19 protein-coding genes and 1 pseudogene are annotated in these 17,880 nt (G+C 71.2%); 9 read left to right on the plus strand and 11 right to left on the minus strand.

The window, feature by feature from the left end; translation table 11 throughout:
• Positions 1 to 135: 135 nt before the first annotated feature.
• Positions 136 to 468, plus strand: coding sequence for a hypothetical protein (locus OG842_RS27385; RefSeq protein ID WP_266737178.1), 333 nt, complete (start codon positions 136 to 138; stop codon positions 466 to 468).
• Positions 469 to 555: 87 nt separating this feature from the next.
• Here the strand turns inward: OG842_RS27385 and OG842_RS27390 are convergent.
• Positions 556 to 1,134, minus strand: a pseudogene (locus OG842_RS27390) (ABC transporter substrate-binding protein); the annotation flags it as partial.
• Between the two features lie 182 nt (positions 1,135 to 1,316).
• Positions 1,317 to 2,483 (minus strand): cytochrome P450, encoded by a 1,167-nt coding sequence (locus tag OG842_RS27395; RefSeq protein ID WP_266737177.1) that lies wholly within the window; start codon positions 2,481 to 2,483, stop codon positions 1,317 to 1,319.
• 117 nt (positions 2,484 to 2,600) lie between these two features.
• Here OG842_RS27395 and OG842_RS27400 point away from each other — a divergent pair, with 117 nt between their 5' ends.
• Both OG842_RS27400 and OG842_RS27405 read left to right on the plus strand, forming a co-directional pair.
• The gene (locus OG842_RS27400) at positions 2,601 to 3,146 is read left to right on the plus strand and encodes a flavoprotein (RefSeq protein WP_266737176.1); all 546 of its coding nucleotides are present in this window, start codon (positions 2,601 to 2,603) and stop codon (positions 3,144 to 3,146) included.
• Positions 3,147 to 3,183: 37 nt separating this feature from the next.
• Positions 3,184 to 3,600, plus strand: a complete 417-nt coding sequence (locus OG842_RS27405) for a hypothetical protein (protein WP_266737175.1) — start codon at positions 3,184 to 3,186, stop codon at positions 3,598 to 3,600.
• Between the two features lie 127 nt (positions 3,601 to 3,727).
• Here the strand turns inward: OG842_RS27405 and OG842_RS45265 are convergent, their stop codons facing one another.
• Both OG842_RS45265 and OG842_RS27410 read right to left on the minus strand, forming a co-directional pair.
• On the minus strand, positions 3,728 to 3,802 hold the full coding sequence (locus tag OG842_RS45265; RefSeq protein ID WP_015034725.1) for a 50S ribosomal protein bL37: 75 nt from the start codon (positions 3,800 to 3,802) through the stop codon (positions 3,728 to 3,730).
• Positions 3,803 to 3,849: 47 nt separating this feature from the next.
• Positions 3,850 to 4,758, minus strand: a complete 909-nt coding sequence (locus OG842_RS27410) for a MerR family transcriptional regulator (RefSeq protein WP_266737173.1) — start codon at positions 4,756 to 4,758, stop codon at positions 3,850 to 3,852.
• 94 nt (positions 4,759 to 4,852) lie between these two features.
• On the opposite strand from OG842_RS27410, the gene OG842_RS27415 reads away from it, so the two are divergent.
• From OG842_RS27415 to OG842_RS27430, 4 genes are all read left to right on the plus strand, one after another.
• Complete coding sequence (locus tag OG842_RS27415; protein ID WP_266737171.1) at positions 4,853 to 5,533, plus strand: hypothetical protein; 681 nt, start codon at positions 4,853 to 4,855, stop codon at positions 5,531 to 5,533.
• A gap of 208 nt (positions 5,534 to 5,741) precedes the next feature.
• Positions 5,742 to 6,176 (plus strand): DUF7144 family membrane protein, encoded by a 435-nt coding sequence (locus OG842_RS27420; RefSeq protein ID WP_266737170.1) that lies wholly within the window; start codon positions 5,742 to 5,744, stop codon positions 6,174 to 6,176.
• A gap of 41 nt (positions 6,177 to 6,217) precedes the next feature.
• The gene (locus tag OG842_RS27425) at positions 6,218 to 7,582 is read left to right on the plus strand and encodes a DUF1254 domain-containing protein (RefSeq protein WP_266737168.1); all 1,365 of its coding nucleotides are present in this window, start codon (positions 6,218 to 6,220) and stop codon (positions 7,580 to 7,582) included.
• 77 nt (positions 7,583 to 7,659) lie between these two features.
• Entirely contained in the window at positions 7,660 to 7,884 is a 225-nt protein-coding gene (locus OG842_RS27430; RefSeq protein WP_124717878.1) for a DUF2277 domain-containing protein, read from the plus strand.
• Here OG842_RS27430 and OG842_RS27435 read toward each other — a convergent pair.
• From OG842_RS27435 to OG842_RS27445, 3 genes are all read right to left on the minus strand, one after another.
• Positions 7,871 to 8,542, minus strand: a complete 672-nt coding sequence (locus tag OG842_RS27435) for a DedA family protein (RefSeq protein ID WP_266737166.1) — start codon at positions 8,540 to 8,542, stop codon at positions 7,871 to 7,873. The genes OG842_RS27430 and OG842_RS27435 overlap by 14 nt on opposite strands.
• 312 nt (positions 8,543 to 8,854) lie before the next feature.
• A complete protein-coding gene (locus tag OG842_RS27440; RefSeq protein ID WP_266737165.1) occupies positions 8,855 to 9,310 on the minus strand; it encodes a DoxX family protein in 456 nt (151 codons plus the stop codon).
• Between the two features lie 813 nt (positions 9,311 to 10,123).
• Positions 10,124 to 10,768, minus strand: coding sequence for an HNH endonuclease family protein (locus OG842_RS27445; RefSeq protein ID WP_266737164.1), 645 nt, complete (start codon positions 10,766 to 10,768; stop codon positions 10,124 to 10,126).
• 266 nt (positions 10,769 to 11,034) lie between these two features.
• On the opposite strand from OG842_RS27445, the gene OG842_RS27450 reads away from it, so the two are divergent.
• Complete coding sequence (locus tag OG842_RS27450) at positions 11,035 to 11,769, plus strand: ABC transporter permease (protein ID WP_266737163.1); 735 nt, start codon at positions 11,035 to 11,037, stop codon at positions 11,767 to 11,769.
• Positions 11,770 to 11,771: 2 nt separating this feature from the next.
• Here the strand turns inward: OG842_RS27450 and OG842_RS27455 are convergent, their stop codons facing one another.
• Together OG842_RS27455 and OG842_RS27460 are read right to left on the minus strand one after the other, a co-directional pair.
• On the minus strand, positions 11,772 to 12,434 hold the full coding sequence (locus OG842_RS27455; protein WP_266737161.1) for an HAD-IA family hydrolase: 663 nt from the start codon (positions 12,432 to 12,434) through the stop codon (positions 11,772 to 11,774).
• 224 nt (positions 12,435 to 12,658) lie between these two features.
• Positions 12,659 to 13,624, minus strand: coding sequence for a peptidoglycan-binding domain-containing protein (locus tag OG842_RS27460; protein ID WP_266737159.1), 966 nt, complete (start codon positions 13,622 to 13,624; stop codon positions 12,659 to 12,661).
• Between the two features lie 205 nt (positions 13,625 to 13,829).
• Here OG842_RS27460 and OG842_RS27465 point away from each other — a divergent pair, with 205 nt between their 5' ends.
• Complete coding sequence (locus tag OG842_RS27465; RefSeq protein ID WP_266737158.1) at positions 13,830 to 15,878, plus strand: MFS transporter; 2,049 nt, start codon at positions 13,830 to 13,832, stop codon at positions 15,876 to 15,878.
• Between the two features lie 12 nt (positions 15,879 to 15,890).
• Here OG842_RS27465 and OG842_RS27470 read toward each other — a convergent pair whose 3' ends face one another.
• Positions 15,891 to 16,379 (minus strand): GNAT family N-acetyltransferase, encoded by a 489-nt coding sequence (locus tag OG842_RS27470; protein WP_266737157.1) that lies wholly within the window; start codon positions 16,377 to 16,379, stop codon positions 15,891 to 15,893.
• A gap of 94 nt (positions 16,380 to 16,473) precedes the next feature.
• Positions 16,474 to 17,571 (minus strand): DUF2330 domain-containing protein, encoded by a 1,098-nt coding sequence (locus OG842_RS27475; protein ID WP_266737155.1) that lies wholly within the window; start codon positions 17,569 to 17,571, stop codon positions 16,474 to 16,476.
• Between the last annotated feature and the right edge of the window lie 309 nt (positions 17,572 to 17,880).

Consider the following 17,880-nt stretch of genomic DNA (forward strand, 5'->3'; position numbering starts at 1 on the left):
CACCAACGCTGGCCGCGGTTCTCTGCGGGGTAGATGCAGTCATGCAGTCGTGGCGAACATGCCTTCGGCGGGGGCTGTCAGGCTTCGGGGGCAGAGCCTGGGCTCAGCGGCACGGACGACCGGGAGGGGGAACCGGTGGAGCAGCAATGGCCAGAGGGGCGGCATGCTGATCCCGACGCCGCGAGGAACCGGTACAACGCAGACGTGCGGGCATCGCGTGGTTCGCTCGGAGAGCTGTTCCGCGTGGAGTTGCCCATTGCCCACATGGGCCTGGCGATCGTGATCATCGCGAGTGTCTTCGCGGGAGTGGTCTGGGCACCCAGAACAGGCTTGATCATCGCGGGATCCTTCGCCGCACTGTTCGTCGTAGCTCTATGCGTGGCGCTGCTGGCGGGTAGCCGAGGACGGAGCGCGGTGCGTGCCGCGCACAAGTTCACGTTCGGCTGGGCCGACTGGATCACGCCGTAGGGGCAACCGTCTTCCTCCAGCACGTGGGGCAGCAGCGCGGAAACCAGCGGGCGGCGCTCCCGTGCGCGTTCACGATGCGTGGGGCGAGGTCGTGGCCATGTTCGACCGCTCGACGACGGTGCCGCCGCGGGGAGCGAGGTGGTCCCGCAGGACGCGGGTCCCGGACGCTCGGTAGACGCTCGGCTGGGTCGCCACGGCGATCCGGTGCCGGCCCGCGCCGAGGAGGAAGTCCGCGTAGATCCGCCGGCCGCGGGACTGGGCCGGGGCCAGGCGCGCGACCCACTTCGTCGGCCCCTCGGTGAGCGCGTCGAGCACCGCGGACGAGCAGAGGAAGGGGACGCCGAGGGCGTCGGCCCGTGCGACGGCGGTGCGGGCGACGACGCTGTGGTACTCGCCCACCACGGCGGCCACGTCCAGGCCGGCCAGTTCGTCCACGGCCGCCGCGGCGCGCTCCGGATCGGCTGCGGTGTCCCGGACCACCAGCTCCAGCGGCCTGCCGTCGATCCCGCCGGCGCCGTTGACCTCGCGGACTGCCAGGTCGAGTCCTGCGAGCAGGTGTCGGCCCGCCCCGACCCAGCCGGGCGGTGTCAGCGGGACGAGGCCGCCCAGGCGGACGGGCGGCCCGTCCGTGTGTTCCGTTGCGGACGGCGACGAGGGCGTGTCCATCGGGCGGCGTCTCCCTTGGCGTGATGCGGTCGCGGTCCGCCCGGATCGTGCGCCGGCCGGGGCCGGCGGTTCGCGTTCGTCATGTCTCGCCGCGGCGGGCGCGCCCGGGTGATCACGCCGGTCATCGGATCCGCCGCCATCGCCCGCAGGCAACCGATTACTTGTTCGCCGGCCGGGGGCGGCTACCAGGTCACGGGCAGGTGCCGGGGGCTTCGGGTGAGCGAGCTCGTGCGCCATTCGACGACGTCGACCGGCACGGTCAGCCGCAGGCCGGGGAGCCGGGCGGCCAGTCGGTGCAGGGCGAGGCGGAGTTCCGTACGGGCCAGCGAGACACCCAGGCAGTAGTGCTGTCCGCCGCCGAAGGCGAGGGTGGGGTGTTCCAGCGGGGCGAACAGGTCGGCGAAGGGGTCACCGGGGAAGGCAGCGGGGTCACGGTTGGCCGCGCCGCGGTCGAGGGTGACGAGGTCCCCGGCCCGGACGGTCACCCCTCCGATCTCCACGTCCGCGGTGGCCCGTAGCGGGTTGAAGTGTTTCGCGGGGTCGTTGAGCGGGATCAGGTGGGTCAGACGCTCGGCCAGTACGCCGGCGGCCGCTTCGTCGGAGCCCAGGCGGGCCCAGTCCTCCGGGCGTTCGTCCAGGAGGTAGAGGAGGGCGTTGCCCAGCATGGTCATGGTGGTGTCGTAGCCGGCCACCACAAGCGTGCTGACGAAGTTGACGAGTTGGGATTCGGGGATGCCGCCTTCGCGGTCGGCGGCCTGTACGAGGGTGCTGATCAGGTCCGGGCCCGGGGTGCTTCGGCGGTCGGCGATGAGACGGGTGGCGAATCCGGTGAACTCACTTGCCGCCTCGGCGGTTTCGTCCTCGGGAACGAAGGGGTCGGGGAAGGCGAGCTCGGTCCAGCGCAGCAGCCGGGTGTCGTCGATGTCGTGGACGCCCAGCAGCTTGTTCATGACCGCGATGGGCAGGGGGCGGGTGTAGTGGTCGACGAGGTCTGCGGGCGGGCCGTGTTCGGCAAGCCCGGCGACGAGCCGGTCGGTGACCTCGGCGACCATGGGCGTCACCCGGCCGACCCCGCGAGGGGTGAGGACCCCTTTGACGGTGTGGCGCAGTCGCAGGTGTCCGGCGCCGTCCTGCTTGGTCATGGCGTCGGGGGATTCGGTGAGGGGCGACGTGGCCGTCGCGGGCAGCAGGGCCCGGATGAACCGGTCGTCGGCCAGCACCTGGCGGACGTCGTCGTAGCGGGTGAAGTGCCAGGCAGGGCTGGAGCCGGGCAGTGTTGTGTGCCGGGGCGGGCCGGGGTCGGCGAACACCAGCCGGTGCAGGGGAAGGAACTTCTCGTCGGTGGTCATGGTCCTCCTGATCCCGGGGTACGCGGACGCGTCATCATCCTGACACCACGCGAACACACGGTGTGTGGATGACCACTGTCAGTGTGTCGCCCTTGCCGGTCGGGACCCGGTGCTCCGATGATCGGGGCGGCCTCGCTCGGCAGCGTGATCAGGAGTGGTTCTTCCAGCACGTGGGGCAGCAGCGCGGAAACCAGCGGGCGGCGCTCCCGTACGCGTTCACGGTGCATGGGCCGAGGTCGTGGGCGGCTGTGTTCGACAGGGGGGCGGCGCACCCCGGGCGAACCGGATGCATGCCCCCCGGCGGATGCGATCCTGCTCGCGCCCGCCACCTTCAACACGATCAACCACTGGGCGTGCGGACTGACTTCGAGCTTCGTCGTCGGCGTGGTCGCGGGAGCCATCGGGAAGCGGATTCCCACGGTGACGATGCCGAGCGTGAACGCCGCCTACGCGCAACATCCGCAGTTCCAGCGGTCTTTGGAGGCGCTGCGGGACGCCGGGGTGAAGGTGCTGTACGGGGAAGGGGATTTCGAGCCGAACCAGCCGGGCGAGCGTCGGCCGGAGGGGTTTCCCTGGCATCTCGCTCTGGACGCGGCCGGTGCCGCCCCCGCCGTACTCCGTGGGACCGAACCGCGTGGAGTCGCGAGGACGGGCGAGAAATGATCTTCCGCATCCATGACCACCGGGCCAGGATGGCCACATGGGGGATTCCAGCACGCAGACAGCGTTCCGTGTGACGTTCACCGACTACCAGCAGGACCCGAACGACAGCGACGTCCTCCGGCGGGCGGTCACCGTCCTGGCGGACCGCATCACGTTCGAGGGGGACCAACTGGAGCTCTGGCTCACAGGAACGCTGGTCGGGGATTTCCCGCTGGACGTGATCGAGTCGATCTGTCCACAGGCGGACCCCGGCAGGAGGCGGGCGTCGCCGGACGAACTGCGCTCCCGCTACCCGCAGATGGGTCAGCCATGGGCGCAACAGGACGACGTCAGACTTCTCGCGCTCTACCAACAGGGTGAACGCGATCTCGACACCCTCGGGAAGCAGTTCGGCCGGAAGCCCAGCGCCATTCGGTCACGGCTGGCGAAACTCGGCCTGGAGAGTCTTGCCTGAGCTTCAGGAGCCGGCGGATGGCATCTCCTCCCGAGGCCGCCCTGCCGGTAGCCGCTCACCCGTGACCGGCGCGTCCGTGGTGCCCCGGGGAGCGTGAGCGCTTCTCAGGGCACCACGGGGGTTCGGTTCAGGCGTTGGGGCGCTTGCCGTGGTTGGCGTTCTTCTTCTTGCGGGCGCGACGCTTGTTTCCTCGCTTGGCCATGACCTGCCTCCCTCACCTGGGGTTTCTTGGCCTCCGCCAGTTTAGGTTCAGCCCGTCCCGGCCGCATCAGCTGTGTCGGTGAGGGCCTCGATGAGCCAGGTGAAGGCAGGGGTCGGGTCGTTCGGGGGTGGCCAGGAGTTGATCACGGCGAGCAGTTGGAGGTAGCGCCGGCGGCGGGGGTCGTTCGCCGTTCTCAGGAAGGTCAGCAGGTCGTGGCCCGTGGCGGTGTCGGCGTATTCGTCCTTGACCGCCTTGATGATCCGGGCGGCCCGGGGTGATGCCGGGGCGATGCCCGCTCGCAGGGCCGGGGCGACGTGGGTGTGGATCGTCGCGGTGGGGTCGGGGCGGGTGAGGTCGGCCGATACGTGGGTGGCGAGGCGGCGCATGAGGGCGGCGAAGTCGGGGGTCCGGGCCAGTTCGGCCAACTCGATCCAGGCCTCGACCTGTTCGGTTTCGGGGTTCTCGGGCAGCTCCGGGGTCATCGAGCGCATGATTCCGGCGAATGCCGGTGCGGCGTCCGGGCCGCCGAACACGGTGGCGAGGAAGTCGTCGATCAGGTGACGGCGTTCGTCCTCGGAGAGCATGGTCAGTTCGTGCATGGCTTCCAGCTCCTCGGGTGTGGAACCGCGCCCGGCCGCCGCGGTCAGTACCGCGCGCCGCATCCGCAGCGTACGGATCTGCACCGTCAGCGCCTGGGCGTGCGTCGCGGCGACCTCGGAGAGGGAGAGTTCGCGGTCGGCGACCTTGCGGGTCGTGGAAAGGTCGAGCCCCAGCTCGCGCAGAGTACGGACCAGGCGGAGGCGTGCCACGGCGCCGGGGGCGTAGAGGCGGTAGCCCGCGGGGCTGCGGGCGGCGGGGGACACGATCCCGCGGTCGGAGTAGAAGCGGACGGTCTTCACCGTCAGCCCGGTCCGCCTGGCCAGATCCCCGATCGGGAGGAGCGCGTCGCCGTTCATGTCCGTAACCCTCGGGCCTCCCCCTGCGGGAGAGTCAAGCCCCGGCTCGCCGTAACGTGTCCTGGTCACGTCAGCACCGTCCCAGGGGGGATACATGTCGTACGGCTATCCGCCGCCCCAGCCCGGTCAGCAACCGCAGCCCGGTCAGCAGCCGCAGTCCGGTCCGCCGCCCCAGCCCGGTCAGCAGCCGCCGCCCTCGTCGCCGTACGCGCAATGGCCGCAGCCCGCGCCCGGGGCGTACGGCTATCCGCAGCCGCCCAAGAAGTCCCGTACCGGACTGGTCGTCACCTTGTCCGTGATCGGCGGGGTGGTCCTTCTGCTGGCGGCCGGTGTGCTGGTCGCCGTGACGAGCGGGGGCGGCACGTCGTCGACGGCCGGGTCGAAGCCGTCGGGGGTGGAGGGCACGAAGAGCGGGTCTCCTGCTGCGAGCGGTGCGCCCGCGCCGGATGACGCCTCCGATGCGCCCACGGAGCTGCCGGCCCTGGAGGGCACGGATGGTGAGGGCGATGTGCGGATCACCCGGTGCCAGGTGGACTCGCTGACCGAGTGGCCGGATGCGGATGTGGAGATCGTGAACCACGGCGACGTCCAGGCGTCCTACATCGTGTCCGTGGAGTTCGTGGACGGGGACGGTACGCGCAGGGCTTCGGGGCTGGCGACGGCGACCGATCTGGCGGCGGGGCAGAAGTCGGTGCAGAAGGCCCAGGGGCTGGGGAAGGTTCCGGGCAAGATGACGTGCAAGGTCTCGAAGGTGACGCGGCTTCCCTCGTCGTGAGCGGTTTCGCTTGTCGTGACGCGACTTCCCTCGTTGTGAGCGGTTTCGCTTGTCGTGACGCGGCTTCGCTTGTCGTCGACGGCCGTGGGCAGGTGTTTCTGTCCGGGAAGGAAGGTCACCCGGATGGGCGCGTCCGGGTGGCCGTGCGGGGAGGTGGCGCGCAGGGTCGGTTCTGTCCCGCAGTCCCGATCAGGCCCAAGGAGTTCCGATGGCTCACACAGCGCCCACGCCCGGCACCGCCGGTTCCGCAGGCCAAGCGGACATCAATCCCTGGGCGGCCAGCGGTGTCATTTTCGCCGGTGTCCTGTTGCTCGTCGACGGTGTCCTCGGAGTGATCAAGGGCATCTCCGGTCTCGCCACCGACGATGTCTACGCGCGCCTCAGGAACTACACGTTCAAGTTCGACGTGTCCTCCTGGGGATGGATCCACCTCGTCCTCGGCATCGTGCTCGCCGTCGTCGGCTGGGGGATCCTCAAGGGCGCCGAATGGGCCCGTGCCACGGGTGTGGTGCTGGCCGCCATCAGCATCATCATCAACTTCGTCTGGCTTCCGTACCAGCCGATCTGGGCGGTCGTCTCCATCGCCATCGACGTGTTCGTCATCTGGGCCCTGTGCACGGACCGTTCGAAGGCGGTCATCTGAGGGGAGTGCCGAAGGGGTACGGAGGCCGGGAGGAGGCAGCGGTGGAACTCGTCGCTCTTGCCGCCGAGTCGTACGTCTACGGGTATCCGCTGGTCCGGGACCTGTCGGTGGTCGAAGGCGCCATGTACACGGGCTTCGGTCCGCTGCCGCCCACCCCCTTCAACCACTTCGCGCACGCGGACCGGCCGGTGCCCGCCGACACACCCTTCGTGTCCGTCGGCGACGACACGGTCCGGTCCGTCGCTCATCTCGACCTCTCCGGCGGGCCGGTCCTGCTCCACGTCCCCGACTCCGACGGCGGGCGCCCGGACGGCGCGTACCGTGTGCTGCAGTTCGTCGACGCGTGGACCAACAACTTCGCGTACGTCGGCCGCCGCGCCACCGCCGTCCGGGCCGGTGACTGGCTCGTCGTTCCCCCCGGCTGGGCGGGCCGTGTGCCCGACGGTGTGCTCGGGGTCATCGACGCGCCCACCTCCGTCGTCACCGTCATCGGCCGCAGCGCCTGCGATGCCGGCGGCGGCCACGGTCCGGACGACCCGGGCGGGCCCTACGACCCGGAGCGGGTCCGCGCGTTCCGGGAACAGCTGACCGTCACATACGTCGAACCCGGTACCCATCGCACGGGGCTGCCCGCGCCCGACCCCGACGTACCGGAGGCGCTGCGGTTCTTCGAGCAGCTCAGGGTGTGGATGGCCGACTTCCCGCCGTCCGCGCCCGATCAGGCGTATCAGGACCGGTTCCAGCGGCTGGGGCTGCTGGAGGAAGGGCCCTCGCCCTACGTCCATGCCGATGCCGCCCTTGTGGGCGCACTGACCGAGGGGCTGGCGCGGGGCAGGGCACGGGTGGAGGAGGCGAGCCGGGCCGATGCGGAGCGCGGAGGCTGGGTGATGGAGCCGCATCTCTTCGACTACAACCTCGACCACTACGGCGTCGGGACCATCGACTCCCCCCAGTGGCGGATCGCCGACCGGGAGGCGTCCTACCGGACCAGGGCGGTGGCGGCACGGAGCGCGCTGTGGGGCGTCCACGGTTACGAGGCGGTGTACGCCCACACCCTGTGTGACGCCGGGGGCGAGCGGCTGAACGGGGCCCGCTCCTACGTGCTGCGCTTCGAGGGCCGGCCGCCGGCCGGGGCGGGCTGGTCCCTGGCCGTGTACGACATGGCCGGGTACGGCCCGGCCGGTCAGCGGATCGGCGAGAACCCGGCGGGGCGCGGCTTGGCGTATGCGGAGGACGGTTCGCTGACGGTCCGGGTCCAGAGGGAGCGGCCGGACGATCCGGTCGAGGCGGTGAACTGGCTGTCCGTGCCCGGCGGGGACTTCCGGGCCGTGCTCGGGCTCCGTGCGCCGGGGGCCGGGATCCTCGACGGTACGTACGAGTTCCCCGCCGTCGAACGGGTTCGGTGAGGGGAGCCGGGGACCGGGGGCGCGGGGGAGCGAGGGCGATACGGGCGGTTGTCAGTGGTGCGGTTCACACTTGAGTCATGTGCCGCAGCATCAAGACCCTTCGCCCGCCAGCCATCCCCGAAGAGGCCACCGAGGAGGAGATCCGGGCCGCCGCCCTGCAGTTCGTGCGCAAGGTGTCCGGCTTCCGAGCTCCGGCCGCGCACAACCAGGAGGTGTTCGACCGGGCCGTCGACGAGATCACCGAGGCGACCGTCAGACTGCTGGACGGGCTGGAGGTCCGGGGCGCGGTCAGGACGCCGTAGTGGCCGTGGCGGTCGCCGATGCCGCGGCGGCCGCCTCCGCCGCCGGGCGGCGCATGAGATACGCGGCCAGGGCGCCCGCCATGAACAGGGCGAGGACCGAGACGGCCGTGCCCACCCACGTCGCACCGAGCCACTGGCCGCCGAAGTAGCCGAGGCCCACGCTGTAGACGGCCCATGCCACGCCCGCCAGGGCCGACCAGGGCAGGAATTCCTTGACCTTGCGGTGTGCGGCGCCCGCGCCCAGGGAGACCACCGAGCGGCCGGCCGGGGCGAAGCGGGCGATGATCACGAGGATGCCGCCGCCCCGGGCGAGTGCGGCGCCGAGGCGCTCCTGCGCGGAGGTGAGGCGGCGGGAGCGGGCTATGGCCCGGTCCAGTCGCTCCCCGCCGCGCCAGGCCAGCCGGTACGCGACGAGGTCTCCGAGCACCGAGGCGGTGGCCGCGCAGAGGATCAGGGCGAGGAGCGAGGGAACCTCGGTCACCTGCTCCGAGGCGCCCGCGCCCGCGACGGTCGTCGAACCGGCGGCGGCGGCCGTGGCGGCGGTGATCACCAGGACCCCGCTGGGCAGCAGGGGCAGAAAGACGTCCAGGAGCACCGAAAGGGCGACCACGGCGTAGATCCATGGGCTGCCGGTCAGCGCGCCCACACTCTCAAGCACCTACTACTCCCCGATTCGGAACAACGCCGCGACGTCGCAGGGGAGCGGCAGGAGCGGCAGGGTCAGCTGTAGAGCGTACGCCTGGCGTTCATCCGGTGATCCACAAAATACGAGCGATGTTGGGAACCTCACGTACATCCGGAAATGGGAAGCATCGGTTCCGGGTGTCCTGCCGGATGTACGTGAGGTGTGGTCCGCTGTACGTAGGTGAGGGCGGTCCGCCGTACGTGCGTGAGGCGCGGCCCGCGCCGCGCCGGCTGCGGGAGAGCGGTCCGTGGGCGGCGTGCGCGGGCGGGCGCCGGAGGGTGCGGATCAGACCGTTACGGGCGGTGCCTGCTCGGGTGCGCGGTCCCTGTCGTGCTCCGTGCCGCCCCGGCCGAACAGCCGGTCCAGGGCCAGTGCGCCGGGGCCGGTGAAGACCAGCAGCAGGAACGCCCAGCAGAAGACGGCCGAGGGCTCGCCGCCGTTCTGCAGCGGGAACAGCGCCTCGGGCTGGTGGACCTTGAAGTATGCGTACGCCATGGAGCCGGAGCAGATCAGGGCGGCGATGCGGGTGCCGAGTCCGACCGTCACGAGGGCGCCGCCGACGAGTTGGATGACCGCCGCGTACCAGCCGGGCCAGGTGCCGGCGGGTATGGAGCCGCCGTTCATGGCGCCGCCGAGGACGCCGAAGAGCGAGGCGGCGCCGTGGCAGGTGAAGAACAGGCCGATGACGATCCGGAAGAGGCCGAGTGCGTAGGGCTGAGCCTGGTTCAAGCGTGTGTGCATGGGGGGAGGGCTCCTTCGGTCTGGTGGGGACGTGAACCGATTGAGTGCGTCAGATTAGGGAAACCTCACCAATGCTTGCAAGTTCAACATTCTGTCGGCTGGCTGAAAGTCGCCCCATGGTTCTCGGTCGGGCTTCGGTTCGGCACCGCCTCCAACTGCGAACCTCTCCTTGCTGTCTTGGCCTGAACCAATGACGGCGCAACTTTCCGGCCATTCGGGGTGAGAGGAGTGGATCGGCTGCCGAGCCATGGTCCGCCGGTGGTGTACCACTGGGCCGGTGACGTCTCCGCCCGGCCGTGCCGTGCGGGCGGCCCGCCGGTCCGCCGTCCTGTCCGGCTCCGGCCGGAGCGGAAACCGGCTTCGGGGCGTCCGGTGGCGAGGTGCGCGCGGGCGGGGCAGGTCAGCTGCCGGATGCGGGTCTCGGGGCGCCGCCCGGCGCTTGGGCGGGGGTGCGCGGCACGGCTGCGCAGGTATGGGGCGTATCGCCTGACGGCGAACAGAACGTCGCCGGAGTGTTCGGAGGGGATACGGCTCCGAACACTCCGGCGACGTTCTGTGGACCAGTGGCGGCAGGGGCCGCGGCGGCGACGTGCCCCGGCGCTCTGCGGGCCGGGGCGGCAAAGGGGTTCCCGGGCGGTCGGCGGGCCGGCTCGGTGCCGTGCGCCGGCCACCGCTGCTCCTCGGGCTCCCGGGTTGCGCGGGCGCCGGCCGGGACCGTCCGTACTCGGCTGAAAACGCGCCGGGGGCGGGGGTGGGGAAGGGGTGCGCCTGCGGGTACGGAGCCGTGCGGTGCGCACGGCTCCGTACCTTCGCTCAGCAGTTGTTCAGGATGGACTGCAGGGCGCTCTTCTCGGCCGAGTCGACGGTCAGGTCGTAGTAGTGCTTCACGTGGACCCAGGCGCGTGCGTACGTGCACTTGTACGCGGTGCGTGAGGGCATCCAGTCGGCCGGGTCCTTGTCTCCCTTGGCCTGGTTGACGTTGTCCGTGACCGCGATGAGCTGAGGACGCGTCAGGTCATTGGCGTACGCCTGGCGTTCGGCGGTCGTCCAGCTGCTGGCGCCCGACCGCCAGGCCTCGGCGAGCGGAACCATGTGGTCGATGTCCAGATCGGAGGCGGCGGTCCAGGTGGCGCCGTCGTACTCCGAGTACCAAGTGCCGCTGACGGCGGCGCAGCTGGAGTTCTGCGTCACGTTCGTGCCGTCGCGCTCCAGGACGACCTCGCGGGTGTTGCAGGCACCCGACTGGGTGATCCAGTGCGGGAACTTGTCGCGGCTGTAGCCGCTCGACGAGCCCTCCGCGGCGACGGTCAGTTCGCCGAGGTAGGTGCGGGCGGTGGAGGCGGAGACCGGGGTGGGCATGGCTGCCTGCGCGGTGGGGGCGGTGAGCAGGCCGGTGGTTGCGGCAAAGGCGGCGGATGTGGCGAGGACGGCGATGCGACGCGCGTAGACACCAGACATGCGAACTCCCTTGATGTGGGGGGACCTTGAACGGGTGACCCGTGAAGCCCGGCCATCGTGGCCGTGCCAGGTTTCCGTGGGGTGGGCACCAGGTAACAGAGTGGCGACATGGTCACGTCACATCAAGAGTTCTGACGAACAGGGCTGGGGCATGGGGGCGTACGTCCGCATCTGCGCGGGCGTACGGGCTGACGCGGCGACAATTCAGTGGGGTGGGCTGCTGATTCGCGCGGCTGGTCGGGCCGGACCGGTCGTAGGGTTGCGACGTGCTGCTACCGGTCAACATCACGCTCGGGGTCGTACTCGCCCTGCTGCTCGCGGCGGCGGCCACGGTCGCCGCTCTGGCCTCGCTCGGCCGGTCGCGCGAGATCCTGCTGGCCGGGCTGCGTGCCGCGGTCCAACTCGCCGCCGTCTCCCTGCTCATCGGCTGGGTGGTCCGTTCGCTGCCGCCGCTGCTCGGGTTCGTGGCGCTGATGTACGCCGTGGCGGTACGGACCGCGGGGCGCCGGATCACCCGCAATCGCACCTGGTGGTGGGCGGCGTTGCCGATCGCGGCAGGGGTCGTTCCGGTGGTCGCCCTGTTGCTGCTCACCGGGCTCGTGCCGGTCCGGGGCATCGCGCTGATCCCGGTGACCGGCATCCTCATCGGCGGTGCGCTGACCGCGACCGTGCTCGGCGGAAGGCGGGCGCTGGACGAGCTGACGACCCGGCGCGGGGAGGTTGAGGCGGGTATGGCGCTCGGGCTGCTCGACCGTGACGCGCGGCTGGAGATCGCCCGGCCCGCGGCGTCGGACGCGTTGCTGCCGGGGCTCGATCAGACCCGGACGGTGGGGCTCGTCACCTTGCCCGGGGCCTTCGTGGGCATGCTGCTGGGCGGCGCCTCACCGGTGCAGGCGGGGGCCGTGCAGCTGTTCGTACTGGTCGCCCTGATGGCCGTGCAGGCGGTGGCCGTCACGACGGTGCTCGAACTGGTGGCGCGGGGGCGGCTGCACCGGGAGTGACGTCAGCGTGCGCTGATGTGCAGTCGGATCGAGCCGTCCGGGGCCGCTTCCATCCGGATCTGCGTCAGGTCCTCGACGTGCGCGTCGGGGGAGAGCGCTCCGGCGCGCGGGCCGACGCCCACGATGCGCATGCCCGCCGCCCGGCCTGCCGCGATGCCCGCCTCCGAGTCCTCGAAGACGACGCAGTCCGCCGGGTCGAAGCCCAGCTCGGCCGCGCCCTTGAGGAAGCCCTCGGGGTCAGGCTTGCTGGCGCCCACGCTCTCGGCGGTGACGCGGACGGCGGGCATCCGCAGGCCCGACGCGGTCATCCGGGTCCGGGCCAGCGCCTCGTCCGCCGAGGTGACCAGGGCGTGCGGCAGCGCGGTGATCGCGTCCATGAAGGCGGGTGCGCCGCCGATCGGTACGACGCCTTCGGTGTCGGCGGTCTCCTCGGCGAGCATGGCCCGGTTGTCCGCGTAGTTCTGCTCCATCGGGCGGTCCGGGAGGAGCACCGCCATGGTGGCGTACCCCTGCCGTCCGTGGACGACCTTGAGCGCGGCCTCCGGGTCCAGTCCCTCGCGCAGCGCCCAGCGCCGCCAGCAGCGCTCCACGACGGCATCGGAGTTCACCAGGGTGCCGTCCATGTCCAGGAGGAGGGCGCGGGCGGTGATGACGGTGGCCGGCATGGGCGGGCTCCAGGGCGCGGGGGAGCGACGACGCCGGGAAGCGACGACGCGGGAAAGAGAACAAGCAGCCTCGCCCGCCGGTCAGGGGGTGGCGGGCGGAGGCTACTTTGTTCCATCACGATACAAAAACCTGTCCGAGAAAGCCAATTCCGTCGGTTTCGGGTGGTCGGTGCGGCGGGACGCGGGCGGAGGCGTCGGAACGCGACCGGCTGGTCGTCGACCGATCACTGGCCGGTTGTCTCCGCCTCCAGCGTGCGGCGGGTGCTGGGGCCGTACACCCCGGGCGGATCGCCCTCGATGGACTTGTACGACTGGTAGACGCTCACCGCGTGCTCGACCTGGTTCGTGTAGTCGCCGTCGTCGCGTCCGTGGTACAGCCAGATCTCCTCCAGGCGGCGCTGCAGCTCGGCCACCGCGGGCCCCTGGTCGCCGCGGCGCAGCGTGGGGCCGGCCAGGGGTGCGGGCGGTTCGGCCGGCGGCGGGCTGCTCGCGGGGCGCGACGGTGCGACGGAGGCCGGCGGTGTGGAGGCGGTGGACGCGGAGGGGGACGGCGAGGTGCTGGCCGAAGGTGAGGGCGAGGCCGGTGCGGACGGTGACGCGGAGGCCGACGCGGAGGGCGAGGGCGGTCCGGAGGCCGGTGCCTGCTTCGTCGCGGGGATGCTCGCCTCGGGCACGTCGACCGCCGCGCCGGGCAGGGCCTGCCGCCGGTCCGTGTCCCCGTTGTCGCCACCGCCGAGCAGCCCGGTCGCGAAGGCCGCCGTGCTCACCACGGCGGCCAGGGCCGTCCCCACGGCGACGGCCACGAAGGGGCGGCGGCGCCGAGGGCCGCCGGGCTCCTCGTCGGGCGCCCCGGCGGGAAGACCGGGGCCGTCGTGACCGGCGGCGTCTGGCTGCGGGCCCGCCGTGGTCGGGCCGAGGAGGAGCGGCATCGTCGCGTCCGCGTCCTGCGGGGGGTGGTGCGGTCCGCGCTCCTGCGGGATCTCGTCGCCGCCCGCCGGGGCCCTGTCGACCCCCAGCGTCACGTACGGGCGTATCCGCAACGGATCGAAGTCCTCGGCGGCCGCCATCTCCGCCTTCTCGGCCGCCGACCGCTCGGCGGCCCGTTGCTGCTCGGCGGCCCGCCGCGCACATACGCACCCGGCTCCGGCCCCGGACCCGTCGCCGAATCCGGCTCCGGGTCTGCTGTCCATACCGCACTCCGGGCATATATGTCCGGTCATTGTGGGTCCCTCCCCTTGAATGCCCTGCGATTATGCAGCGCGCCGCCGGAATGCCCAACGCCGAACCGGACGCCGCGCACCGAAGCGCGGCGCCCGCTCCCGTAACGCCGACTCGGCAGGCCATAACGGCACGAAAAGGCCAGGATGGGGATGTAGCGGACCCGAGGAGATGTCCATGGCCCAGCACCTGAGCCCCCCGGCCCCGACCCCGGCCCCCGGCGAGGAGCCCTCCACGCGGTCGGTCCTCGTGCCCATCGGTGCGCTGCTCCTCGGCATGCTCCTGGCCGCACTCGACCAGACCATCGTCTCCACCGCACTGCCGACCATCGTCAGCGACCTCGGCGGTCTGGAACACCTCTCCTGGGTGGTCACGGCCTATCTGCTGGCGTCGACCGCGGCGACCCCGCTCTGGGGCAAGCTCGGTGACCAGTACGGCCGCAAGAAGCTCTTCCAGGCAGCCATCGTCATCTTCCTCATCGGCTCGGCGTTCTGCGGCATCGCCCAGAACATGCCTCAGCTCATCGGCTTCCGGGCTCTGCAGGGCCTCGGCGGCGGCGGGCTCATGGTGCTCTCGATGGCGATCGTCGGCGATATCGTCGCGCCGCGCGAACGCGGCAAGTACCAGGGCCTGTTCGGTGCGGTCTTCGGTGCGACCAGTGTCCTCGGGCCGCTCCTCGGCGGCCTGTTCACCGAGCACCTGACCTGGCGGTGGGTCTTCTACATCAACCTGCCGATCGGCGTCGTGGCGCTCCTGGTGATCGCTGCCGCGCTGCACATCCCGGTCCGCGGCACGAAGCACACCATCGACTACCTCGGCACCTTCCTCATCGCCTCGGTCGCCACCTGCATGGTCCTCGTCGCCTCGCTCGGCGGCACCACCTGGGCCTGGGGCTCGGCGCAGATCATCGGCCTCGCCGTCCTGAGCGTCCTGCTGCTGATCGCCTTCGTGTACGTGGAGCGCCGGGCCGCCGAACCCGTCATCCCCCTGAAGCTCTTCCGGATCAGGACCTTCACCCTCGTCGCCGTCATCAGCTTCGTCGTCGGCTTCGCGATGTTCGGCGCGATGACCTACCTGCCGACCTTCCTCCAGGTGGTGCACGGCATCTCACCGACGATGTCCGGTGTGCACATGCTCCCGATGGTGCTGGGCCTGCTCATCACCTCGACCGCGTCCGGGCAGATCGTCAGCCGCACCGGCCGCTGGAAGGTCTTCCCGATCGCGGGCACCGGCCTCACCGCGATCGGACTCATGCTGCTGCACCGGCTCACGGAGACCAGCAGCACCTGGGTGATGAGCAGCTACTTCTTCGTCTTCGGCGCGGGGCTCGGCCTGGTGATGCAGGTCCTGGTGCTGGTCGTGCAGAACGCCGTCACGTACGAGGACCTCGGCGTCGCCACCTCCGGCGCCACCTTCTTCCGTTCCATCGGCGCCTCGTTCGGCGTCGCCGTGTTCGGCACGATCTTCACCAACCGGCTCATCGACAAACTGACCGTCGCGCTCGCCGGGCAACCGCTGCCCCCCGGGGCCGGTGTGAGCGGGCTGGCCTCCGACCCGCGCGCCATCGGGCAACTGCCGCCCGCGCTGCGGCCGGCGGTGCTCCACGCGTACGCGACGTCGATCACGGACGTGTTCCTGTACGCGGCTCCCGTCGTGCTGATCGCCTTCGTCTTCGCCTGGTTCCTCAAGGAGGACAAGCTGCGCGGCTCGGTGACCGCTCCGGAGGCCAGCGAGACCCTGGCGTCGAACCCGGTCGAGCGGTCCTCGTACGACGAATGCGCCCGCGCGCTCTCGGTGCTCGCCACGCGTGCGGGGCGCCGGGAGATCTACGTGAAGATCACCGAGCGGGCGGGTTACGACCTGCTGCCCGCGGCGAGCTGGATGTTGCTGCGGATCAAACGGCACGGCACGGTCGAACCGGCCATGCTCGCCGACATCACCCCGGTGCCGCTGCGGGTGATCAGCGACGCGGCCCGGCAGCTGGAGGAACGCGGGCTGGCCCGCCGCGAGGGCGTGCAACTGGTGCTCACCGAGGCGGGTTCGGAAGCCGTGGTGAAGCTCGCGGAGGCCCGTGAGGAGTCCATGGCCGAGCTGCTGGGCGACTGGTGGGGGCCGGACCGGCCGACCGACCTGGTCAGGCTCGTCGAGGAGCTGACCGCGGAGACGAACGGGTCGAGCAGGGAACGGCCGCACAGCCCCGAACCGAAGCGGGACCACGCGGCCTGAACCCCACGAGCCCTACGGCCTCGTGCTCAGCTCCTTCGCGAACCAGTGCTCCGCGTACTGCCGCCGGTGGAACGCCGGGACCTCCCGGTAGCCGTGCTTGGCGTACAGCCCGCGCGCCTCGACCAGGTCGTCGCGGGTGTCGAGCCGGAGCGTGCGTACGCCGAAGGCGCGCGCCGCGTTCTCGATTGCCGTCAGGAGCAGTCCGCCACCGCCCGTGCCGCGGTGCTCGGGGCGTACGAACACCCGGGTCAGCTCCGCGGTGTCCGCGTCCACCACCAGCAGTCCGGCGCAGGCGGCCGGTCTTCCGTCGAACCGGCCGACGACGAACTGACCGGTGGGCGGCACGAGCAGGTCGGCCCCGTCGCCGGTGAGCCCCTCGTCGATCTCCTCGACGGTGGCGGGCCGCCCCCAGTACCGGCTGGCGACCTCGTCGTAGTAGTCGCGGCGCAGGAGCGAGGAGTCGGGGGAGTCGAACGGTTCGGGGGTCAGCGTCCAGGTCATGCCGGTCATTCTGACCTGAACACGATCAAGTGGACCAATGGTTTGGCGGGTACCGCCCTTCACCCCGTACGCAAGCATTCGAATCGCCCGGTGCTCATCTCACCGGCGCCGAAGGCGGCACCACGCCCGGCGCCGCACCCGGCGCCGCACGTCGCCGCCGGGCCCGCAGCCCCAGCAGCACCGCGGTGATCGCCACCACGGCCGCGAGCAGCGACAGTACCCAGACGGGGATGCCGCCCACGGTCAGCAACTGGTTCTCGTACACCTTCGTCCGGTACGGGGTGTCGGCGGCGGCCGCGCGCAGCTGATGATCGCCGTGGATCCGCTCCGGCTGCGGGAACGACTGCTCGATCGCGGTGAGGAACACCGGCTTCTCGCCCGTCAGTTCCCGGAGCGCCCTCGTGTCGTCCACCACCGACCGGGGATCGATCCTGCCCGCGTACGTCACCTCCGGCGCATCGCCGCCGATGGAGCTGCGCGGTTCCATCCGGTGCTCGGCGAGGACGTACAGGCCGAGCTGCTGGGGCGTCGAGGCGAGCTTCGACAGCCGCATCGGGTAGACCAGCCGGTCGCTGGCGAAGCGCAGCCGCAGCGGGTCGAGCGAGCCGACGAGCGGAGTGCCGCTGTCCCGGGGCGCGAGGCGGATCGCGACGTACTCCCACTTCTGGTCGACGTAGGGCTTCAGCGCGGTCGCCAGCCGGTCGGGCAGGTCGAAGCCGTTGTCCCGCAGCCACTTCTCCAGCGCCTCCGGGTCGGTCGCGGCCAGCCGTGCCACATCGAAGGGGCCGAGCCGCTCCCGGCCGACCACCTCGACCGCCGGAGCCCCGGCCGACGGAGCGGCGGCCGAGTCCCCGACGCTGCCGGAGCCGGCGAACGGCCAGTCGTGGGAGCGGGGCCAGAAGTAGTGCCTGGTCACGAGTTCCGGCGCGGTGAGGACGGAGAGCTCGGAGAATAGCCCGGGATCACCGAGCTCCACGCTCGCGCGGCGCGGCACCGGCATGATCCAGGCGGCCTCGGGGGCGTTCCCGCGCACCGTGAGCCGCATGACGATCTGCTCGGTCCGGCCGTCCCAGTCCACCACCGACGTCTCCCGGTCGACCGAGACCTGGGCGTCCTTGCTCGGGACCATGGCCCCGCAGCCGCAGGCGTACGCCGGGCTGATCAGCGACCCCAGCTGCAGCGAAACCAGCATCAGCAGCAGTGACAGCGCCCGCGCCGGCCACCCGCGCTCCCCACCCCGCACGCCCCGCACGCCCCGCGCACTCCGCTCAACCCTTGCGCACCGCATGTTCCGTCCGGCTCCCCCGTGATCGACAACTTGATCGACAACACGGGGGAGGACGTACCGGCCGTGGATCCGGTTCCGGCTCCGATATCGGCTCCGATTTCGACTGTACGAAAGCGTATTCGGATAAAACCGGCATGGCGGTCAAGCGTAGACAAGGCCGATTGTGACTGTCTCGTAGCGTAATGCGATGGTTTCACAGCGTGCCCGGATCGA

It is taken from the genome of Streptomyces sp. NBC_00376 (assembly GCF_036077095.1).
Lineage (GTDB): Bacteria > Actinomycetota > Actinomycetes > Streptomycetales > Streptomycetaceae > Streptomyces.